The organism is Sphingobacterium hotanense (assembly GCF_008274825.1).
In the GTDB taxonomy this organism is placed as follows: domain Bacteria; phylum Bacteroidota; class Bacteroidia; order Sphingobacteriales; family Sphingobacteriaceae; genus Sphingobacterium; species Sphingobacterium hotanense.
The window spans coordinates 3,154,492-3,175,781 of record NZ_CP030848.1; the positions used below are offsets into that span (position 1 = coordinate 3,154,492).

Below are 21,290 nucleotides of genomic sequence, written 5' to 3' on the forward strand. Positions count from 1 at the left end.
TATTAAATATAGATATTATAAACGGTTTATAAAACAGGATAACAAATTTGTTAGAGTCACTTAAATAGTTTTAGCACTAGAAAGAATCCACTTCTCTATAGGCTGCGACTAACGCTTGCTCACCCTCTTTTCCGGACTTGGACATGCCATGTTCCATCCCTACTACGCCTTTGTAGCCCTTTTGGTGCAACCATTTGAACACATTCTTATAGTTGATTTCACCGGTTGTTGGCTCTTTACGTCCAGGGTTGTCACCAACTTGGATATAGGCAATCTCACTCCAGCATAAATCCATCAGGTTGATTAAGTTTCCTTCATTCTTTTGTTGGTGATATGCATCGTAAAGAATCTTTACCGATGGGCTACCCACCGCTTTACAGATCTCGTAGGTCTGATCCGTAAAGCGTAAGAAAAGATCGGGTGTGTCGCTTAATGGTTCTAAGACCATCGTTAAGCCATGTGGTTCAAAAATCTCAGCGCCACGTTTCAAAGCTTCAACCACATTGGCTGTCTGCACGCCCATAGGCAGCTTTCTAGCAAAATCTCCCGGAACAACGGTCGCCCATTTTGCGTTACAACGCTTGGCGATTTCAACCGAGTCACGGCATCCTTTCAAGAAGATATCAACAAACTCCTGCTTACCCGCAGCTAGCGAATTAGCGCCATTGCCGCCCTTAGGAACAACAAATACCCCCATACGCATACCTAACTTCGCCAATAGATCACCGATTTTCTTTTGTTCATCAACCGAGCGCGATGGCATTCCATTATCTTCGATACTGCGGAATCCCAGGTCGTACATATATTTTATCTCATCAAGAAAGTTCTTTCCGGCACTAGCGCTAAACATCCCTTGGTGGGGCGCATAGTCTAATTTAAACGGTTGGTTTGCAGATTGTGCAGTCTTTTCATTAATAGCAGTACCGGCAACCGCCGTCCCGCCTAATAAAGTGCCGCCAACAAGCATGGAACTGTTCTTTAAGAATTCTGATCTTTTCATGTAGGATTAAGTTTAAGTTGTTTTCAGCACCTGGGTGCTAGTTGGTTATTATGTATTTAGAAAACCCCTTGGAATACGCTTCTTTCACGACGCCATTATCCAAATACAGTAAATAAATATCAATTTTATTTTTTGAATTCGCAAATGCGACCGCATCCTCAGGTTTCATCGCCATAAATACATTATCGAGCGCATCTGCATCCATTGCATTCTCGGCAATCACTGTAACAGTGATAATGGATGATTTCAATGGATATCCGGTTTTTGCATCCATATGATGCGAAAAACGATAATTATCCACAGTGCGATATTTTTCATAGCTGCCCGACGTAGTCACGGCCTTATTGTGCAATGCGATGATGTAATTCCTTTGCTCCTTTGCTTCATCCGGTCGCTGTATCAAGATTTTATAGGGCTCGTCTTCAGGCTTGTAACCATACGTGCGAATCTCCCCACCTACTTCCACTAAAAACGATTTAATTTTTCTAGACAGAAGGAAATCGTAAAGCACATCTACGGTATAACCTTGTGCAATGCCATTTAAATCAATTTCAACACGTTTGTCCTTCTTCCGAAGCTGCTTACCTCTGACTTTCAACTTATCCATCCCAACGTATGTTAAAGCAACTTTAACCGCATTAGAATCCGGTATGCCGACTGTCTTTTCTGGCCCGAAACCCCATATTGAAACTAAGGGCTTCACGGTTATATCAAATATCCCTTTCGATAGCTTATTGATTTGAAAAGATTTCTTCAGCACCGCTTGCATGTGATTATCCATCACAATCTCGCTGCTCGTATCGGAATTAAACTTGCTGATTAAGGAGCTTGGCTTATACAGCGACATAGACTGGTCGATGACCTGAAATATACTATCCAGTTGCGCTTTCTCAACTTGCTCGTCGTTGGCATAATAGCTGACAGCGTATGTCGTTCCTTGGGCATAACCTTCCAGGTTGAATCGCTGTAAACCAGAAATTGGCTGTTGCGCAAAGGCGCAACAACCAATTCCCATTATGCCGATCAGACCGAACCAGTTCAACACGGCTTTTAGATATATTTTTCTACATTATGTCCAGGGACAGCAACAGGATAGAATCCATCCGCATTCGGAACCACCTTTGGCATTGCATCCCATGCAAGACGCTCAGGCATCAAATCAATGTTAGATTTCATTGCCTCATCCCATTTAATAACTTTACCTGTATAAACGGCAATACGACCAATAATACCCGCTAAGCTGCTATAAGCGCCATATTCAGCATTATCAAATTTGTATTCTCCATTAGCGATCGCTGCAAATAACTCTTTGTGCTCCTGTTGGTAAGGGTTAGGATTTCCTTTGGTGTTATGTCTGTAAATCTCTTTTCCCTGTGCATCCCAAAGGATAGCTTGGTTGCTCGCCGATAGATAAACACGACCTTTTGTAGCTTGGAACGTCTCATCCACACGGTTTGAGATTCCTTCGAAGTGGCGACACTGGCTATATACCACCGTACCATCATCATAAGTCATCTCTAAAGCGAAGTTATCATAGATCTCTCCGTACTCTTTACCTGTTCTATGTGCTCTAGAGCCTGTACCTTGAATAGAAATAGGATACTTCCCTTTCACCCAGTTCGCGATGTCGATGTTGTGAACATGTTGTTCAACGATATGATCACCACATAGCCAGTTGAAGTAATACCAGTTACGCATTTGATATTCCATCTCCGTTTGTCCCGGCTTGCGCGGGCGAACCCAAACACCACCACTATTCCAATACACTTGTCCGGATACTACATCACCGATCGCTCCGTCCTGAATACGTTGAATAGCCTCGCGGTAGTTATTTTGATAACGACGTTGTAATCCAACAACGACATTTAATTTCTTACGTCTTGCTTCTTTTGCAGTTTCCAATACACTGCGAACACCCGGAATATCTGTTGCTACAGATTTTTCCATAAAGACATGCTTACCGGCGCGTACCGCTTCAGCAAAATGAACCGGACGGAATCCTGGAGGCGTCGTCAATAAAACAACATCCGCATCCGCGATTGCCGCTTTATATCCGTCAAATCCTACATATTTACGGCTGTCAGGAACATTCACCTTATCGCCGAATTTCTCTTTCAACGTGGCATATGTCTTATCCAAATTGTCCTTGAAAGCATCAGCCATTGCTACCAACTGAATGTTCTGCCCAGAAGCAAAAGCATCAAATGTAGCGCCTGTCCCGCGGCCACCGCAACCGATCAAGGCAATCTTGATCACATCGCTCCCACCCGCAAATACTTTTCCTACTACCCCACTTGTCAATGCCGCTGCACCCACAAGGCCCGATGAAGATTTAATAAATCCTCGGCGATTTAGATTTTCCATGGTTTATAATGTATTGTTTATAATTGATTCTTTTCTTAAAAGTCCTTTAGCGGTGCTTTATCATAGTATTCCATAATTTCCGTATGGCTAGGCTGCTTTACAGGACGCACTAAACGCATTCCCACAAATGGAGCTTCCGGAAACCACCAGTTAGACTTTGGAATTTGAGGATCCAACTGCTTCCAAACCGGATCTGAAGCACCACGAGCAGCAGAACGCAAGTCGATTGCTTCGCTCTCGAACGAGCCGCCACGTACCACATGCGGATACAATTGCGTAGGTACATTCACCGGATTCTCGGCTACTTTATCTTTGAAAGTCGAATAAAAGTTAGCATCATATTGGTCGTAGGTCCACTCCGAAACATTGCCTAACATATCATATAGGCCCCAAGCGTTCGGCTTTTTAGTTCCTACTTTTGCAGTCTGTCCATTGCTATTTTCTTTGAATGAGGCATACTCGGCCAATTGCCCCGCATCATCACCAAAGAAATAAGCCGTATTCGATCCAGCGCGGCAAGCGTACTCCCACTCAGCCTCTGTCGGCAAGCGGTAAAATACTCCCGTTCGCACATATAACCATTTACAAAACTGAATAGCATTGTAATGCGTCATCGCTAAAGCCGGCTGCCCGTCTTTGCCATAACCAAAAGTCATATCTAAATACGGTTTTGTTGGTCGTGTAACAGCATCTACCTCGGCTGGGACTTTCCCATCAATAGATTTTGTCACCTCGTAATCTTTGTAAAGGAAAGGTTCAAATAGATTCCAGGTCACTTCGTAAGTCCCCATCCAGAATGGATCAAGCTTCACTTTATGAGCAGGCTTCTCATCTTCATTGCCTCCAGTTGAACTCCCCATCGTAAACTCGCCAGCCGGAATAGCTTCCATGCTGAATTCTAAACTTGTACCGTTGATTTTTTGAATGTAACGCTCGTGTTTTTCTTGAGCTTGGGAAAGGGTTGTACTCGCTAAAAGGGCAAAGAAAATTAATTTCTTCATAATAATCTGAAAACTAAGCTTATAAATTATGTTATTATCAGTGTATCTTCTACACAATTGATAAAGATAAAAAAAAGCTTTCCTATATTAATAACATTTCAGTTACATATTGAAAAAATTCAAAATTTCATACCACGCGTAAGTGGTTAATAAACCTAACGGAATACTTAAACCAATAACACTATTTCCTAGTTTGCTATTCAGCTTAAATTGATTGATAACAATGCTGGTTGCCACTAAACTAGGCATAGCCATCTCAAAAATGGACACCTCGACTATCTCACCGCGATAGCCCAGAAAGTATGCTAACAGGAATACGATAAGCGGCGCAAGAATCAGCTTATATAACATCGCATATGTAATATTCGGAACTTCGCTTTTTACGATTGTAAAATTGAGTTGGAGACCGATAGAGAAAAGCGCTATTGGAGATACCGTACTAGCGATGAGATGAAAAAAATCATCCAAAGAACTTAAATCCACTATCTGCGATAGTAGCAATGCCATTAAGCAGCCTATCAAGGGCGGAAACGTAAATACCCGTTTGATGATGAAAGCAAGACTCACTTCCTTATTCGTATTTAAGCTCCCTTTTGTGGCGATCAAAACACCGACCGATGATAGGAGGAAGAAAGTCATTTGATCCGCAACAATACCGATAGGCAGTCCCTGTGTTCCGAAATATGCGGTGATGAGCGGAAAACCAACAAACGAAGTATTGCTCAGCCCCGCTACTAACATCATGGTATGCGATGTTCGTTTTGAAAGTCCCAACACTCGCCCGATACAATAAAAAAACAAAACCCCGCCCGCCAATACAATAACAGGGCAGAGTATCGTGAAAATTAAGCTATTGTCCCAAGTTAGTTTAGGAAGGTAGTGAAAGGAGATGGCGGGCAAACCAAAGTATAACACCCAGGCATTTAATGCTTTATAACCATCTTTTGCAACCCAATTCATCTTTCGGCTAAGCACGCCAGCGGCTAAGCAGAAAACAATGAGGATAAAATTTGACACTTGTATTGATTTTCGCCCAAATTCCTTAAAAATGACAATGGGCTCGTTTGTGCTGACAAAGTTATTACTATTTTTGTTCCGCCCGTTAAAAACGGACAAAATTTTTCAGCTAGTGAACAAAGCAATACTTATTTTACTTACCCTAACTATCCCCTTCCTCGCATCGGCTCAAATCGACAGCATCGCTAATCAGATTAAAAGAAGCCCGCTGGTGTTAGAGCTGGAAGTCGAAAACGGCGGAATACTACAACAGTCCGGACTCAAGGAAACAACCTACGACGGTGCTTACTACAACGGGTTGAACTTTAAAATAGGCTTCAAGCAACGCGCAAAGAAAGATCAGTATTACCAAATCTATAACTACCCGATATATGGAATCGGGATTTACTCCAGTACATTTCATTCGGATATTATCGGCAGTCCTTACGCGATATATGGCTTTGTACAAACCCCCATCGCTCCGCGAGAAAACTCGCGATGGAGCTGGGACTATAGAATTGGGCTAGGTCTCTCGGGAAATTTTAAACCCTATAACGAGCATGAAAATCCTTTGAACCTAGTTATCGGATCAAAGAATAATGTATTTATCGACCTCGGAATCCGGGCTCAATACAAATTATCACAACATTGGAAACTAGGTGCAGGCTTTGCCTTCCATCATTTCTCCAACGGTGCACTCGCCCTACCTAACAAAGGCGTGAACCTAGTGCCGCTTACCCTATCTGCAGCTTACCAGATCAATCCAGATATCAAAATCAAAAGAGACTCTGTGCTCGAACCATACAGCAAAAAAGTGATGTTCCATGTGAATTACGGCGTAGGCTCGAAGCAGTTAAGAGACGACTTAGACCAAAGATTCCTAAAAAGTACCTTCAGCGTATATGCCAGCCGACACGTATCCTACAAATGGCGTTTAGGCGGTGGTTTTGATCTATTCTACTCATCTTCCGGCAATGATGAAGAAATCGCAGGCGACAAAACAGGAAAGTTCTCCTCCAAGGTATCCGGCGGGCCATCCTTCTATATTGCCCATATCCTAAACGAACGCCTCGTTTTAAATGGAAACGTTGGATATTACATACATAACCAACGATTTAATGGAGAAATCAAAAAGTTCTTCCTACGCGCCGGAGCACGTTACTATGTTTACAAGAACATCAACACCGGCGTATCCATAAAAGCGCACATGGGAAAAGCTGACTTCATCGAATGGACCGTGGGATATACGTTTAGAAGGTAGATGTGAGATTTTAGACGTTAGATATTAGATGTGAGATTTTAGATTTTAGAAGTGAGATTTTAGACGTTTGTCTGAACCAGGAAAGGAAGGATGTAAGGATAAACAGGATCCTGCTCATCTTTTTATCCTTCCTTTCCTGGTTCAGAAATAGTATTTAGTAGTAAGTATTTAGTAGTTAGACCCATGGCGTAACCATCCTGCTCATCCTTGCATCCTTCCTTTCCTCGTTCAGACATACTCTAATGTCTAAGGTCTAAAATCTAACATCTACTTAAAAAGACTAAATATCCTTTTGCCGAAGTTTTTATCTACCGTAATATACGACGGATAATAAATATTTTGTCCGGCGATTTTAAATGAAGGCTTAATCTTTAGCACTAAAAATCCTTCGGATTTTTTATTGAAAAGCTCATCAAAGAAACGGTCAAAACCGGTTTCTTTCGCTTTATTGAAGATATTTGCTTTGAAGGTCAAGGGCACAATGGCGCTTTCCCCTTGGTTTAAGTTTACATTTTGATCTACTGTTCCTTCAAACAATGGCGACCCTTGGATCTCGATCATGTACTTGAAAGAGTTTACCGCCGCCTTTTTCACCTCAGGATTCGTAATCTTCAGATTAATCTTTCCTTCCAAAGGCAATTCTTTGCTGAATAATGCCACGGCGATATTCGCTAAAGAGGAGATATTATAATTACCGTCCGAACCTTTGTATTTGTCTAATGTCTTACCATTGAATTTTACTTGTTCTACGGATTCCACATCATATTCACAATCCGCTAAGGCTTGTAATTGTGCCTTCTTATTTACTTGACAACCCGATAAAAACAAGATCGTCATCATTCCTACAATACCAACTAACTTTTTCATATTGCTATTTCTTTTTTCCAAAATTATAAATCAACCCCAACGTAAATACTGCATTCCCTGCTTTGAGGTATTCGTTGCTCATTATTCCTATATTCCAACCGTTCGTATACTGCAATTGGAAACCCTTGTTCAGCTCCATTCGAGTAAAGAACACCGGCTCTATATATAGATTCTCTTCCAATTCGGCTGGCGCATTATTCAGGTCGAAACGATCCATTTTGATACGGCTGACGCGAATCGCTGTACCATAGTTTAGCGTACGCTGCTTTCCAAATAAACGAAGTTTGTTCTTACGTGTCGATGAGAAGTTTGCTTGTACAAAGATCTTGTTGAAGTCCAGATCCCGAATCTCTACAGGATCCGTACCGGATATCGAAGCTCGCTTATCGACATCTCGGGTCGAACCAATACCATATCCGCCATAGAACTCCAGCACGCTACGGCCGGAATGCCCCACAACAGTATAGTAGCCTAAGCCTCCCTCTATAAGATGTTGTTTAAAGTCTTGATTGGTCGTTTTATTATCGACATAGGAACCGTTTGCAATAATAGCCAGATTATCGGTGAAAGCGACACCTGCTGTACCGCTTAAATTACCTTTGACATTCACATGGGCGCCTAAATACCCCTCGCCTGCATTGGTAAACATGGGGGTTGCCGGCACATTCGGCAAATAAACAGAGCTACATCCTGTGAGGAAGAGCCCTAATATACTAACTGCTCCCAGGAGCAAGCTCGATCTTCGTTGTATCATAAATAACATTAACCTTGCAAGCACCTAAATTATTATGCCAAAAAAGGCAGTTTTAACAAAAAGTAAGAAATATCAGGTTTTAGATCACCCCGTGAATGGCTAACTGCTCTTCCATTTCTTTTTGAAGTAGCAACGCTTCTTCACGAGCACGCTCTGCGAAGTCCTTCCCTTTCGATGCATAAATAATACCACGGGTACTGTTTACTAGAAGTCCACAGTCTTTGTTCATCCCATATTGGCAAACATCAGCTAAGGAACCGCCTTGTGCACCAACTCCTGGAACTAGCAAGAAATGATCAGGCGCATGCTCGCGAATCTTCACAAAAGCCTCCCCTCTCGTCGCACCAACCACATACATCAAGTTCTCATCGCTTCCCCAAGTATTAACCTTATCAATAACCTCCTCAAACAATTGCTTGCCCGCAGCATTGCTGAAATTTTGGAAGTCTAAACTTCCTTGATTAGAGGTCAATGCAAGAACGATCGCCCATTTGCCTTCGAAGTCCAAAAATGGCGTCACAGAGTCCTCCCCCATGTAAGGTGCAATGGTAATTGAATCGAAGTTTAAGCCAGATACCTCCGGATTAAAGAATGCTTGCGCATACATTTTCGAAGTATTGCCGATATCGCCACGTTTTGCATCAGCAATCGAAAAACAATCTTTCGGTAGAATCTCACTGGTCTTACGTAAGGACTCCCATCCTTTTACGCCGTAGCTTTCATAAAATGCAATATTAGGCTTATAAGCCACGCATAGATCTGCAGTAGCCTCAATAATCGCCTTATTAAAAGCAAAGATAGGATCCTCTTCCTCCAAAAGGTGCTCCGGAATCTTGTTCAAGTCGGTATCCAAACCGACACATAGGAAACTCTTCTTGCTTTTAATCTGATTAATGAGCTCTTGCTTATTCATTTCTATAGCTTAATTAAGGGGTATGTAATAATGATAATCTGTTTGATAGTATTAAGCGTCAAATTTCTCCAACTGCTTCAATAGCGTCGCAAAGTCTTTAGGATATTCGGCCTCGAAACTATATTCTTTATCGTTCAACTTGAAACTTACCGATTTAGAATGCAGTGCAAAACGCTTCATGATTGGTTGCTCTTCCTGATCTTTCGATAAGGTATAACCACGTTTTTTGATCTGAGAAAGATAAACCGGCTTCCCTTTGTACATTGCATCCCCCACAATAGCAGCATGTTGCGTTGCTAAGTGTATACGGATCTGGTGCATGCGGCCTGTAATAGGCTTACATTCAACGAGGGTAAAATGCTTAAAATAACGGATACTGTTGAAGATGGTTTCCGACGGTTTACCATTATAACGGTCGATCGTTACATTCTTATTTCCCTGATTGAGGATAGGAAGGTCGACGGTCAGATCTTCGAAGACATGCGTACCGCCAATGATTGCATGGTAAATCTTGTTTACTCTCCTTTTTTCAAATTCGATCGACATCGAACGGTATGTTTCTGGATTCTTAGCAATCAGCAATACGCCAGAAGTATCCTTATCCAGACGGTGACAAACTTGCGCATCGGGGTGATATTTCTTCGCCAAGCGAAGGATATTCACCTCACCACCCTCACGTGCATCCAAAGATGCAATAAACGGCGGTTTATTGATCACAATTAGGTTATCGTCTTCGTGAATAATTAACTCTTGAAACTTCGGGAATTTAAACTGATTCTGCTCTTTTATATCCATCCTGCAAAAGTAGGAAATTATAGGGTAATTTTCTATTCCGCAGCATTGCTATACGTTAAGAACAAGATTCGAGGCGTTTTCCACGAAAAATAATTAAGTTTGCAACTCAATCTTAACGCTATGTCAGTACATAAAGTAATTAAAAGAGTGACGACTTCGGCACTTCGTGATATGAAAGCCAGAGGAGAAAAGATCTCGATGTTAACTTCTTATGACTATTCCACTGCTCGCATTTTAGATGAGGCGGGTGTAGAAGTTCTTCTTGTGGGCGATTCGGCAGCTAATGTTTTTGCCGGATATGAAACCACCCTTCCCATGACTTTAGACCATATGATCTACCATGCTTCTGCTGTTGCCAAGGCTTCAAAGCGCGCGATGGTGCTTGCTGATTTACCTTTCGGCGAATACCAAGGCTCGATCGAAGATGCCTATAAAGCTGCTGTTCGGATGATGAAAGAGTCCGGAGCACATGCTCTGAAGCTAGAAGGTGGCGAGGAAATCATCGATAATATCAAGAAGATTGTTCAGTCGGGCATTCCGGTATGTGGACATTTAGGCTTAACCCCTCAGTCGATCTATAAGTTTGGTGACTTTGGTGTCCGCGCGAAAGAAGAAGCGGAAGCCAATAGATTAAAATCTGATGCATTGGCATTACAAGAAGCGGGATGCTTTATGATTGTATTGGAAAAAATCCCTGCAGCACTAGCTAAAGAAGTTTCGGAATCTTTGGAAATCCCAACAATCGGTATCGGAGCTGGCAATGGATGTGACGGACAAGTTTTAGTGGTTAATGATATGCTAGGATTGAATAAAGACTTTAAACCAAAATTCCTTCGCTTATATGCCGACCTGCAAGGTGAGATCACCAAAGCTGCAAGCAATTATATCGCTGATGTAAAAGCCGGAACATTCCCTAACGAAACAGAACAATACTAATATGTATAAAATCCTGCTTATTGTTATTTTATTGGGAGTTCTGCTCTACTATAGTTCGCGCAGAATCATGATGCGGACTAAATCCTCAACGGATATACAGCGAAGCAATAAGCAGGGTTATTTTATCTTAGACTCTGGCAGCAAGGTTGTGAGCAAGGCCATCAAAGCAACGACCTACAGTGTCGCTATAGGTGTAGTCCTACTGATTATCACCCTAGTACTCGCTATCAAGATCAAAATTCTATTCTTTCTTCTACCCATCAGTCTTTACCTAATTAGCCAGGTATTTTTGTTGAACAACCATTTAAAGTATGTACGCGATCAGCAGGTTTGGTTTCATCCCCAAACAAAAGAAGTGGTCGTCGAATGGTTGAGCGGCAGTCAAGTACGATTTAATCTAGAAAGAGATGTGCAGCAGATTAAATCTGTGCAATCCGTTCAAAAGAATAATGGTGTACTTTTCGGATACCATGAGCTGGTATTGGCGCAAGGCTCTGTTTACATCCCCTACCTAATGGAAAAAAGCCCCTTGAACAATCGTTTCTTTGCAGCACTTAAAATGAAAGGTTTGGAAAAACCCAAAACTACCCTATTTCCAAGCATCTAAATAAGCAGCCCACCCCATAATTATATAACATTATCTAGAAATTATATAATCTCATCAATCTTATTATCCGGAACTTTGTTATCAAAGAAAGGATAATTATGAGCACGACGAAAACATATGGAATTTCAGGAATGACCTGCAATGGTTGCAGAACCAATGTGGAGAAAAAGCTGAATGAAGTTCCGGGCGTAAAGGCTGCTGTAAAGTTAGAAACTGGCGAAGCAGAAATTACTGCCGATGAAAACATCAGCACGCCAGAATTACAAGCGAAACTAGACGAGCTTGGCGGTGCCTATAAAATCAGTGAAGATAAAAATCATGCGCCTGCACCTGCAGAGCATCCAAAGGAAGAATCGCCTAGTGGCCAATATATCTGTCCGATGTTTTGCGAAGGTGAGGACAAAATATATCACGAGCCAGGTAGATGTCCGGTATGCGGTATGTTCTTGAGACCTATTGAAAAGGTTCAAAAACCAGATCCTAATGCTAAGCATCAGCATGGTCATGGGCATTCACATGAGAAACCCGTCGCTAGCGCGAGCAATGCAGGCAAGTACTACTGCCCAATGATGTGCGAAGGCGACAAGGTTTACGACAAATTCGGTTCCTGCCCTGTCTGCGGAATGAATCTTGAAAAGATTCCGGAGATGACCGTTAAGGTAGAATATACCTGTCCGATGCACCCTGAAATTGTGCAGGATCATCCCGGAAATTGTCCGATCTGTGGAATGGATTTGGTGCCCAATCAGGTGACTGAAGAGGAGGATCAGCATTATAAAGACTTGTTGAAGAAATTCTGGATATCGGTAGCTTGTACCGTCCCAATATTTATTCTGTCTATGGGCGATATGCTGCCCGGACAACCAATATCTAAGATTATCCCCTATCATGTTAATGCTTGGATACAATTGATACTGACCATACCGGTAGTATTTTACACCTGCTGGATGTTCTTTGAGCGCGCTTGGACTTCTTTTAAGACCTGGAACTTAAACATGTTCAGCTTAATTGGTCTTGGCGCTGCGGCTGCATTTATCTTCAGTTTATTGGCGTTGTTCTTTCCGCAGATTTTCCCAGCGGAACTTAAAGGGCATCATGGTGAAGTCCATCTGTATTTTGAATCTGCCGCAGTAATCCTTACCCTCGTTCTTCTCGGGCAAGTCATGGAAGCGAAGGCGCATTCGAAAACAAACAGTGCGATCAAGGAGCTTATCAAGTTATCGCCTGCAGAGGCGATCGTCGTGGTCGATGGCAAGGATAAGAAGGTATCGATTCATGATGTCAAGCTTGGTGACATCCTACGCGTGAGGGCGGGTGATAAAGTTCCGGTGGATGGGATTGTTGAAGAAGGGAATACCTCCATTGATGAGTCTATGATTACCGGAGAACCCATTCCGGTAGAAAAAGCACCGGAAGACAAAGTTATTGGTGGTACAATCAACGGTAATCATGAAATACTTATTAAGGCCGAAAAAGTAGGCAGCGAGACTTTATTATCCCAAATCATTCAATTGGTGAATACGGCTAGCAGAAGCCAGCCACCGATTCAAAAACTAACGGATAAGGTCTCTAAAATATTCGTGCCAACGGTTATCGTCATCGCGATTATCACCTTTATCGCTTGGTCAGCATCAGCTGTGCCTAACAGTACTGCGATGGCATTCTCGAACCTATTAGCTGTATTGATTGTTGCTTGTCCTTGTGCCTTAGGATTAGCTACTCCCATGTCTGTCATGGTCGGAATTGGTAAGGGTGCTAAGAACGGTATCCTGATCAAGAACTCCGAGGCTTTGGAAAAAATGGAAAAAGCAGATGTACTCATCGTAGACAAGACCGGCACTATTACCTCCGGAAAACCTAGCGTCTCTGAAGTCGTATCGGGCAATGCTAAATTTCAGGAGAAGGATATCCTGCAAATTGCAGCTTCGGTGAATAAAAATAGTACCCACCCCTTGGCACAGGCCATGTTAGACAAAGCAAAAGAAGACGGTGCACAATTACTCGATGTTATCCAATTTGAAAACATTGCAGGTAAAGGTGTAAAAGGCAGAATACATCATATGGAAGTTCTATTAGGGACGCCACGATTAATGAAGGAACAGCAGGTTGCGCTAAATCAAAACCATGAGCAACAGATCGAGGAGTTACAGAAGAAAGGAAACTCGGTATCAGTATTGGCGATCGATGGGCAGTTTGCAGGTTTAGTCGCTGCGTTCGATGCGTTGAAGGATAGCAGTATCGAAGCGATCAAAAAATTCCAAGATGAAGGAATTGAAGTTCATATGTTTACCGGCGACAATAAAAACACTGCGGAGATTGTAGCAAAACAAGCAGGCATCAAACATGTTCAGGCGAGTTTGCTGCCCGAAGATAAATTGAACGGCATTAAGAAAATACAGGCGGAGGGCAAGAAAGTAATCATGGTGGGCGACGGAATCAACGATGCCCCGGCATTGACGCAGGCAGATATTGGTATCGCAATGGGTACAGGAACTGATGTTGCGATACAGAGCGCGGAAATAACCCTCGTAAAAGGCGATCTAAAAGCGGTGCATAAAGCCTATAAGCTAAGTAAGATGATGCTGAGAAATATCAAACAAAACTTAGGATTCGCCTTTCTATATAATGTAATCGGTATTCCGATTGCTGCTGGAATTCTGTACCCTAGCTTCGGCATTCTGATGTCGCCGATGATTGCCGCGGCGGCAATGAGCCTCAGCTCGGTATCGGTTATTCTGAATTCTCTGCGACTTAATAATAGTACCCTAGATTAATTTTTCCACAGTTTATATGGAGCTGTTCACGGTTTTTTTCCAATTGGATAAAGATTGCTGAACAGCTTTTTTTTTCTGAAATCAATTAGTTGCGCTTTAACTTATAAGCGTAGCGTAAATGAGCAAATAGCGCCAAGGAAGCAAAAATAACCCCAACAGCACATACGCCGCCCCAGCCTGCAAATTCCCAGGCATAGGCCGCGAACCAGGAACCTAAAGAGCCCCCGATGAAATAGCTGACCATATAAACCGTATTCAACCGACTCGTCGCAGTCGTTTTGATTGAAAAGAAATCAGATTGGTTCATGATATGGGTAGACTGCAAGCCTAAGTCGATTAATATAATTCCGATAATCAATCCTATATAGGTATTTCCCCCTAAATAAGTGAACAACCAGCTCCCTAAGAGGATACACAGCGATACAAGAATAATCTTATTGACCTCCCATCGCCTCGTAAGTTGCCCTACAAAAGCTGCTGACAAGGCACCCGCTGCACCGACCAATCCGAAGCTACCAGCGACGGAAGGCCCTGCTTCGAACGGCGGTTGCTCCAAATGAAATGCCAATGTCGTAAAAATCCCACACAGCGACCCAAAGCCCATAGCCCCTCGAAATGCTGCCAAGCGAAGCACCGGCTGCGTCTTCGCTAATTGCCAGACCGAGCGCATCAAGGATAGATAGTTCCCCGTGAAATTAGGCTTAATCTCCGGAAACAGCCTATAGATACAACCCCATGCGATAATCATCAAGCCGGCCGCCGCCCAATAAATACTGCGCCATCCAAATAAATCGCCGACAATACCGCCAACGAAACGAGATAACAAAATACCTAACAACAAGCCCGACATAATCAATCCCAGATTCTTTGAGCGGTTTTCGGGAGTGGACAGATCGGCCGCCATCGGAATAAATAATTGAGGGACTACTGAGGTCACCCCCAACAGAAAGCTGGAAACAAACAGCATCCAAAGTTTATCCGCTGTCGCCATCCAAACTAAAACGGCCAATACCAAAACGAGATCAAACAAGATAAGCCGCTTCCGCATGATCTTATCCCCAAGTGGAATAATCAGCAATAGACCCGCCGCATACCCCAACTGCGTCATTACCGTAATCTTGCTTACCGCAGCCTCCGAAACGGCAAACTCTGTAGCGATTTTTCCCAATAATGGTTGATTGTAATAGATATTGGCGACGATTAATGCCGAGAATATCGTCATCAACCAAAGGACTGTAGAAGATAGCTTAGGAGATTCTGTGTTCATAGCGCGTGTGCAAATTATCAATCCGCCGGCTAATCTATTAAACTTATTTGCAAATTCAATTTACAGATTCGATTTATCTAATAGCTGAGGATTGTCGCTCGATAAGCAATGCTGTCATGCCTTTTTACTGACAACACCTGTCATGCTGACTTCTTTTGGATAATGTTCAAATTTTGGCAGTTGCTTTTTCTTTTGAGTTTTGTTTAACTAATGTCATTAAAGTTTCTGTTATATTTTTTTAATTTAAAATAACATCTTAACAATTAGGCTGTTAGCCTTTCTTCCCTGAAAGCCATACCTGAATATGACCTAAACTCACCTGTTTTGGCATTTGGTTTGAATAACTGACTACATATGACATAAAAGTCAGTAATTAAAATAACAAAAACATGAAAAAATTATTACTTACATTAACTGCTGTTACAGCTATTACTTTTGCATCTCAAGCACAAACTGAAAAAGGTAAAATCATTTTAGGCGGACAAGTTGGTTTCGCTGGTGAATCAATCAAAGATACAGACGTTAAAACTACGGGTTTTAGCATCATCCCTCAAGTTGGTTATTTCGTAGCGGATAACATCGCAATCGGTACTGGTGTGGGTTATTCTTGGGCTAAACAAGAAGAAAGCAAAGATAACGACGAAACTATTGGAAAATTCGTAGTATCACCTTACGGTAGAATGTACAGCAAAAACGATGGTCCTGTAAAATTCTTCGGACAGTTAACTGTTCCTATGGGCTGGGGTACTGCTAAAGTAAACGGTGATAAAACAGCTACTACTGCTGATTACGGTGTAGAATTAGCGCCAGGTATCGCATACTTCCCAACTAGCAACATCGGTATCGAATTGAAAGTTAGAGGTTTATACTACAACAACGGAACTGTTAAAAATGAAGCTACAGACGCTAAAGTAACTACGAACAGCTACGGTTTAGATGCTAATTCATTAGCTCCAACTTTAGGTGTACAATTCCACTTTTAATATCCCGATGTCCTGAATAGGATGTCAGCACATAATATTTTAAATAAATAGTAAAGGGTCGCCGAGAGGCGACCTTTTATCGTATTAGCGATGTTGCGCTCAGCACTATAGTTAACTGGAATCTATCTCCAGCGTAGATGCTAAGGATCTCTCCTTTTCATAACACGAATCAAACCTCTATCATAGCCCTTTCAAAAGGCTTTTGATAGGGGTTTATATTGGGTTTGTAAGGGCTTTGAGAGGGGACAGTGTAGAACAAGGTTCGAGAGAAGCTGCTATTACGATAGACGAACTTGTATAAACAGAGAAAAGCTGTCTTTGAGGACAGCTTCTTTATATTTATTTCGGCTAATAAGCGCCTATTTTTTTCCTAGCCAAACCGGAAGAGCAAACTCTCTTAATAAATTCGCCAATTTATAATCGGGAACCTCATTCTCTGATAACCAGTAAACTTCTTTTAATTCGGCATGTGGGTTTAAGCTTTCTTCAGACTCGGGAATATCCACGCTAAACACATAACCTCTTACCGTCTTCCCTACCTCATTAACTGCTTTGGCTTCATGAATACCCAAAAGACTTATTTGCTCTTGGCTTAACGCCAAGTTCAGTTCCTCCTTCAATTCACGGCAGAGTGCCTCGACAGGTTGTTCATCCTCATCGATCTTTCCCCCCGGCAACTGATAGTAGGTCGACGACTGCTTTTGAACGATCAACAGTCTATTTTGTGAGTTGATAATAATTGCCACAGCAATCTGTAGTATTTGCGCCTCATTCATGGCGTCAAAGTTAACTTTTTCGATATAATATAAATAATGGAACGATTTTTAGTAATCTTCATATGGATATAAACTATTTTATATCTTTGGGCATTTTTAACTTACTATTATTCAACCCCTATTTCACGAATGAGAAGATATTCTTTGTTTTTTATTCTACTTGCCATTATTGCAGCTTCAGCATGTAAGAACTCGTCAGAAAAAACCGTTGATCCAGCAATCCAAAGAAAAAAAGACTCTTTAGAGCGAGTAAAAAAAGCAGAGGAAGCCGAGAAGGTAAGGCCTCGCACGGCAGCAGATATTAAATTGGAGAAAGACCTGGCTTATGATGAGCATACGCTGGAAGAAACTTATCCGTATAAAGACACGACGCGGCATTTTCAACTTGATAAAATCAAGGAGAAGCTTGCTTACATAGAAAACTTCCAACGAGCACCGCATAACTACGCTGTATTGCAGAATTACAAGAATCGCAATGGAGAATCCCCTGTGGTAGAGAACTTCGTTAGAAATGCTTATAAACGCGTATCGGACACCTTAGGAACGGAGCGTTATCAATCAGCCCCATTATACCGCGCTGAAGATAGCGGAAAGCCGTCCATTTATGGCCGGGATGGGTCGCTCGTAAGCTTAGAAAGTAGCGACACCTTAAAGATGGTCAAGGTGAATGGAATTTCCTTTGAAGGAACGTGGTTTGTCCCTAAACGGTATGTGAAATCTATCGGCGATTCCTTGAAAATAACGCATGTCAACTTCGTAGATGTTACAAACCAAAATATTTTAACTGTTGAGCGTACTGGCGATGATGAATGGAAAATACGCAGTATGAATCCTGCAACATCGGGCTTACATAAGCCGCCTCATCAGATGGAAACCCCAGTTGGAATCTTCATGGTGCAAGAGCAAAAACCAAAGATGTTCTACTATGGCGATGGTACCACAACGATTGAAGGATTTGCGCCTTGGGCGTCTAGATTCACCAATGGAGGCTATATTCACGGGGTTCCGGTAAACAACCCAAAAGGTAAAATTGTGGAGTATAGTTGGTCTTTAGGTACCACACCTCGCTCCCACATGTGTGTCAGGAACGCGTCATCACACGCCAAATTTGTTTATGACACGTCAAAACCCTTCAAATCACTGGTTGTTGTAATCGATTAAAAGGCATTTTAACACTTTGATTGTCACTTTTTTATTAGCTTTGTTATGTAAAACAAGGGAAAAGTGCTTATGAATAAACTAATGTTTTTTTCTTTGTGGGCAGTAGCTACGTCTTTACTACCGGTAGACCTAAACAGCAGCAATGCTAAAATAAGCCACAAAGAAAGCAAGACAATCGAAACAGAACATATTGATCCGACAAGAAGTCTTTATGAGGAACTACAGCTTTCGAAGATCCTGAAATGGGAAGCCTTTGAGCAAGCTATGCAGGGATACGGAAAGTTGAGTCCAAAAAATAAGGATATTATCACGATTATTGATTTTACATTACCATCGACGGACAAACGTATGTATGTAATCGATCTAAAGAACAAGAAATTGTTGTACCATAACATCGTATCGCATGGCAGAAACAGCGGCGAGAAGTTTGCGACAGCATTTTCTAACAGACATGGTTCTTACCAGAGTTCTTTAGGATTTTACACGACAGCAGGAACGTATCAAGGTGGAAATGGCTATTCATTACGTTTGAATGGTTTAGAAAAAGGAATCAACGATCAAGCATTAGCGAGAGCTATTGTTATTCACGGCGCGGACTACTGCAGCGAGAATGTGATAAGATCCACAGGAAGACTTGGAAGAAGCTACGGATGTCCGGCTTTACCGCGAGAACTGAACAAGCCAATCATCAATACGATTAAAAATGGTTCGCTGATGTTTATCTACGCTGGAAATAAGGATTACCTAGCGAGTACAAAACTGATAAAGTTAAATCCTGTTCTCCCAAATCCTACAATGATTGCGGAGCATACGGATGAAATCAAAAAAGACAACAAAGCAGTCTTAAATTAAAAGAAGGCTAGCAATAAAAAAAGAGCTGTGCGATAATCGTACAGCTCTTTTTTTGTAAACAATATTTCGTTAGCTACTAAAGTAAGCTCTTACATTCTTTCCTTCCATCCAGTTCATGAAAGCACGGTTTACAACCTTGTTTCCTCCTGGTGTTGGGTAATTTCCAGAGAAGTACCAATCTCCTTTATGGTTCGGACAAGCAACATGTAAGTTATCTAAAGTTTGGAAGATTACTTCCAACTCCGCTTTTAAGCTATGCGGTTTTACGATGCGAGCAATCTCTTGCGATATTTCCTCGTCAGTAAACGGGTCATAAATTGCCTTTACATAGTTTTCTACCTGATCCTTTGGCATAGTTACCGAAGCAACACATTTCTGATAAACTTCATCGATAATATGCGCTAGGCCTTTCTTGCGTAATAAAGCAATGGCAGCTTCGAAAGCGACGAACTCGCCCATTCTTGACATATCGATACCGTAACAATCCGGGTAGCGAATCTGTGGAGCTGATGATACGATTACGATCTTTTTCGGATGCAAGCGATCTAAGATGGTTAAGATACTTTGCTTAAGCGTCGTTCCGCGTACAATGGAGTCATCGATAGCAACGATGGTGTCCTCATGATCGCGAACAATACCATAGGTTGTATCATAAACATGCTGAACCATATCCTGGCGATCAGCATCCTGTGTGATAAACGTACGCAGCTTCGCATCTTTAACGTTCAGTTTTTCAAAGCGTGGAGACATGCTCAACACTTCTTCCAACTCTTCGTCAGTAATTTTATCAGCACGGTTCAGTAAGGCATCTTTCTGCACTTTTCTTACATGCTCACTGATACCTTCCATCATACCGTAGTACGAAACTTCTGCCGTATTAGGGATAAAAGAAAATACTGTATTCTTGATATCACCGTCAATGCTCTTTAGTACTTGAGGGCATAATAAGCGACCAAGTGATTTACGTTCTTTATAGATATCGGCATCCGATCCACGAGAGAAATAGATGCGCTCGAAAGAACATGACATCTGCTCTACCGGCTCTCTAAACATCTCTTCGGAAACTGTACCGTCTTTTTTCGCAATTAGCGCATGTCCAGGCTTAATTTCTTTAACCGCGTCTAATGGAATGTTAAATGCGGTCTGGATAACAGGACGTTCTGATGCGACTACAAGAACCTCATCATCCTGATAATAGAATGCCGGACGAATACCTGCTGGGTCGCGCATGACGAAAGCATCGCCATGCCCGAAGATACCTGCGATGGTATAACCACCATCCCAAGTTTTCGCAGAGCGGGTTAAGATTTTAGCGACATCGATATTCTTCGCGATTTGAGCAGAGATTTCGATGTTAGAATAGCCTTCTTTCTTGAAAGAATCGAATAGCTTTTGGTTCTCTTCGTCTAGGAAGTGACCAATCTTTTCTAATACCGTTACAGTATCTGCCTGTTCTTTAGGGTGCTGACCAAGGTCGTATAATTGCTGCAATAGCTCATCTACGTTGGTCATATTGAAGTTTCCGGCAACCACTAGGTTTCTCGACATCCAGTTGTTCTGGCGCAAGAAAGGGTGGCAGCTCTCAATACTATTTTTACCATGTGTTCCATAGCGAAGGTGTCCTAAGAGCACCTCTCCGGTGAAACTCACATTCTCCTTAAGCCATTGGGTATCCTTAGCTTCTTCAGGAAATGCTTTCTGTACTGCGGCAAATTTCTTTTGAACGTATTCAAAGATTTCCGCGACTGCTGATGAACCCATCGCTCTATAACGAGATATATAGCGGTTGCCTGGCTTTACGTCAAACTTAATTGTCGCAATACCAGCGCCATCCTGACCACGGTTGTGCTGCTTTTCCATAAGCAGGTACAACTTGTTGATCCCATAGTAAGGCGTACCGTATTTTTCTTGATAATAAGACAGGGGTTTTAACAATCGAATAAGTGCTATTCCGCACTCGTGTTTTATAGCGTCACTCATAGC

General features: G+C 42.1%; 19 protein-coding genes. 7 read left to right on the plus strand and 12 right to left on the minus strand.

The features are described 5' to 3' along the window. Positions 1 to 76: 76 nt before the first annotated feature. The 5 genes from DSM08_RS13330 to DSM08_RS13350 form a co-directional block, all read right to left on the minus strand. Positions 77 to 1,000, minus strand: coding sequence for a hydroxypyruvate isomerase family protein (locus DSM08_RS13330; RefSeq protein WP_149526626.1), 924 nt, complete (start codon positions 998 to 1,000; stop codon positions 77 to 79). A gap of 37 nt (positions 1,001 to 1,037) precedes the next feature. Continuing rightward, a complete protein-coding gene (locus DSM08_RS13335) occupies positions 1,038 to 2,045 on the minus strand; it encodes an FAD:protein FMN transferase (RefSeq protein ID WP_149526627.1) in 1,008 nt (335 codons plus the stop codon). A gap of 5 nt (positions 2,046 to 2,050) precedes the next feature. After that, complete coding sequence (locus tag DSM08_RS13340) at positions 2,051 to 3,364, minus strand: Gfo/Idh/MocA family protein (protein WP_149526628.1); 1,314 nt, start codon at positions 3,362 to 3,364, stop codon at positions 2,051 to 2,053. Positions 3,365 to 3,399: 35 nt separating this feature from the next. Next, positions 3,400 to 4,365: a formylglycine-generating enzyme family protein gene (locus DSM08_RS13345; protein ID WP_149526629.1), complete on the minus strand. Its 966-nt coding sequence runs from the start codon at positions 4,363 to 4,365 to the stop codon at positions 3,400 to 3,402. Positions 4,366 to 4,467: 102 nt separating this feature from the next. Beyond that, entirely contained in the window at positions 4,468 to 5,382 is a 915-nt protein-coding gene (locus DSM08_RS13350; protein WP_149526630.1) for an AEC family transporter, read from the minus strand. 112 nt (positions 5,383 to 5,494) lie between these two features. Here DSM08_RS13350 and DSM08_RS13355 point away from each other — a divergent pair, with 112 nt between their 5' ends. Then, on the plus strand, positions 5,495 to 6,622 hold the full coding sequence (locus tag DSM08_RS13355) for an acyloxyacyl hydrolase (protein ID WP_246172257.1): 1,128 nt from the start codon (positions 5,495 to 5,497) through the stop codon (positions 6,620 to 6,622). A 267-nt stretch (positions 6,623 to 6,889) separates the two neighbouring features. On the opposite strand, the gene DSM08_RS13360 is transcribed toward DSM08_RS13355, so the two are convergent. From DSM08_RS13360 to DSM08_RS13375, 4 genes are all read right to left on the minus strand, one after another. After that, positions 6,890 to 7,489, minus strand: coding sequence for a hypothetical protein (locus DSM08_RS13360; RefSeq protein ID WP_149526631.1), 600 nt, complete (start codon positions 7,487 to 7,489; stop codon positions 6,890 to 6,892). A gap of 4 nt (positions 7,490 to 7,493) precedes the next feature. Continuing rightward, positions 7,494 to 8,243, minus strand: a complete 750-nt coding sequence (locus DSM08_RS13365) for a hypothetical protein (RefSeq protein ID WP_149526632.1) — start codon at positions 8,241 to 8,243, stop codon at positions 7,494 to 7,496. A gap of 79 nt (positions 8,244 to 8,322) precedes the next feature. Next, positions 8,323 to 9,156 carry an orotidine-5'-phosphate decarboxylase gene (pyrF, locus tag DSM08_RS13370; RefSeq protein WP_149526633.1) on the minus strand — a complete coding sequence of 278 codons (834 nt, stop codon included), beginning with the start codon at positions 9,154 to 9,156 and terminating at the stop codon, positions 8,323 to 8,325. A 51-nt stretch (positions 9,157 to 9,207) separates the two neighbouring features. Further along, complete coding sequence (locus DSM08_RS13375; RefSeq protein ID WP_149526634.1) at positions 9,208 to 9,951, minus strand: RluA family pseudouridine synthase; 744 nt, start codon at positions 9,949 to 9,951, stop codon at positions 9,208 to 9,210. Between the two features lie 120 nt (positions 9,952 to 10,071). On the opposite strand from DSM08_RS13375, the gene panB reads away from it, so the two are divergent. From panB to DSM08_RS13390, 3 genes are all read left to right on the plus strand, one after another. Next, entirely contained in the window at positions 10,072 to 10,887 is an 816-nt protein-coding gene (panB, locus tag DSM08_RS13380; RefSeq protein ID WP_149526635.1) for a 3-methyl-2-oxobutanoate hydroxymethyltransferase, read from the plus strand. A gap of 1 nt (position 10,888) precedes the next feature. Next, a complete protein-coding gene (locus DSM08_RS13385; RefSeq protein WP_149526636.1) occupies positions 10,889 to 11,494 on the plus strand; it encodes a hypothetical protein in 606 nt (201 codons plus the stop codon). A 98-nt stretch (positions 11,495 to 11,592) separates the two neighbouring features. Further along, positions 11,593 to 14,268: a heavy metal translocating P-type ATPase gene (locus DSM08_RS13390; RefSeq protein WP_149526637.1), complete on the plus strand. Its 2,676-nt coding sequence runs from the start codon at positions 11,593 to 11,595 to the stop codon at positions 14,266 to 14,268. A gap of 85 nt (positions 14,269 to 14,353) precedes the next feature. Here DSM08_RS13390 and DSM08_RS13395 read toward each other — a convergent pair whose 3' ends face one another. Then, positions 14,354 to 15,535, minus strand: a complete 1,182-nt coding sequence (locus DSM08_RS13395; protein ID WP_149526638.1) for an MFS transporter — start codon at positions 15,533 to 15,535, stop codon at positions 14,354 to 14,356. A 389-nt stretch (positions 15,536 to 15,924) separates the two neighbouring features. Between DSM08_RS13395 and DSM08_RS13400 the strand changes: the two genes are divergently transcribed. Beyond that, entirely contained in the window at positions 15,925 to 16,518 is a 594-nt protein-coding gene (locus DSM08_RS13400; RefSeq protein WP_149526639.1) for an outer membrane beta-barrel protein, read from the plus strand. Positions 16,519 to 16,877: 359 nt separating this feature from the next. Here the strand turns inward: DSM08_RS13400 and DSM08_RS13405 are convergent, their stop codons facing one another. Continuing rightward, positions 16,878 to 17,294: an NUDIX hydrolase gene (locus DSM08_RS13405; RefSeq protein WP_149526640.1), complete on the minus strand. Its 417-nt coding sequence runs from the start codon at positions 17,292 to 17,294 to the stop codon at positions 16,878 to 16,880. 129 nt (positions 17,295 to 17,423) lie between these two features. On the opposite strand from DSM08_RS13405, the gene DSM08_RS13410 reads away from it, so the two are divergent. Further along, the gene (locus DSM08_RS13410) at positions 17,424 to 18,455 is read left to right on the plus strand and encodes a L,D-transpeptidase (protein WP_246172259.1); all 1,032 of its coding nucleotides are present in this window, start codon (positions 17,424 to 17,426) and stop codon (positions 18,453 to 18,455) included. Positions 18,456 to 18,524: 69 nt separating this feature from the next. Continuing rightward, positions 18,525 to 19,307 carry a murein L,D-transpeptidase catalytic domain family protein gene (locus DSM08_RS13415; protein ID WP_246172261.1) on the plus strand — a complete coding sequence of 261 codons (783 nt, stop codon included), beginning with the start codon at positions 18,525 to 18,527 and terminating at the stop codon, positions 19,305 to 19,307. Positions 19,308 to 19,376: 69 nt separating this feature from the next. On the opposite strand, the gene DSM08_RS13420 is transcribed toward DSM08_RS13415, so the two are convergent. Next, positions 19,377 to 21,287, minus strand: coding sequence for an amidophosphoribosyltransferase (locus DSM08_RS13420; RefSeq protein ID WP_149526642.1), 1,911 nt, complete (start codon positions 21,285 to 21,287; stop codon positions 19,377 to 19,379). Between the last annotated feature and the right edge of the window lie 3 nt (positions 21,288 to 21,290).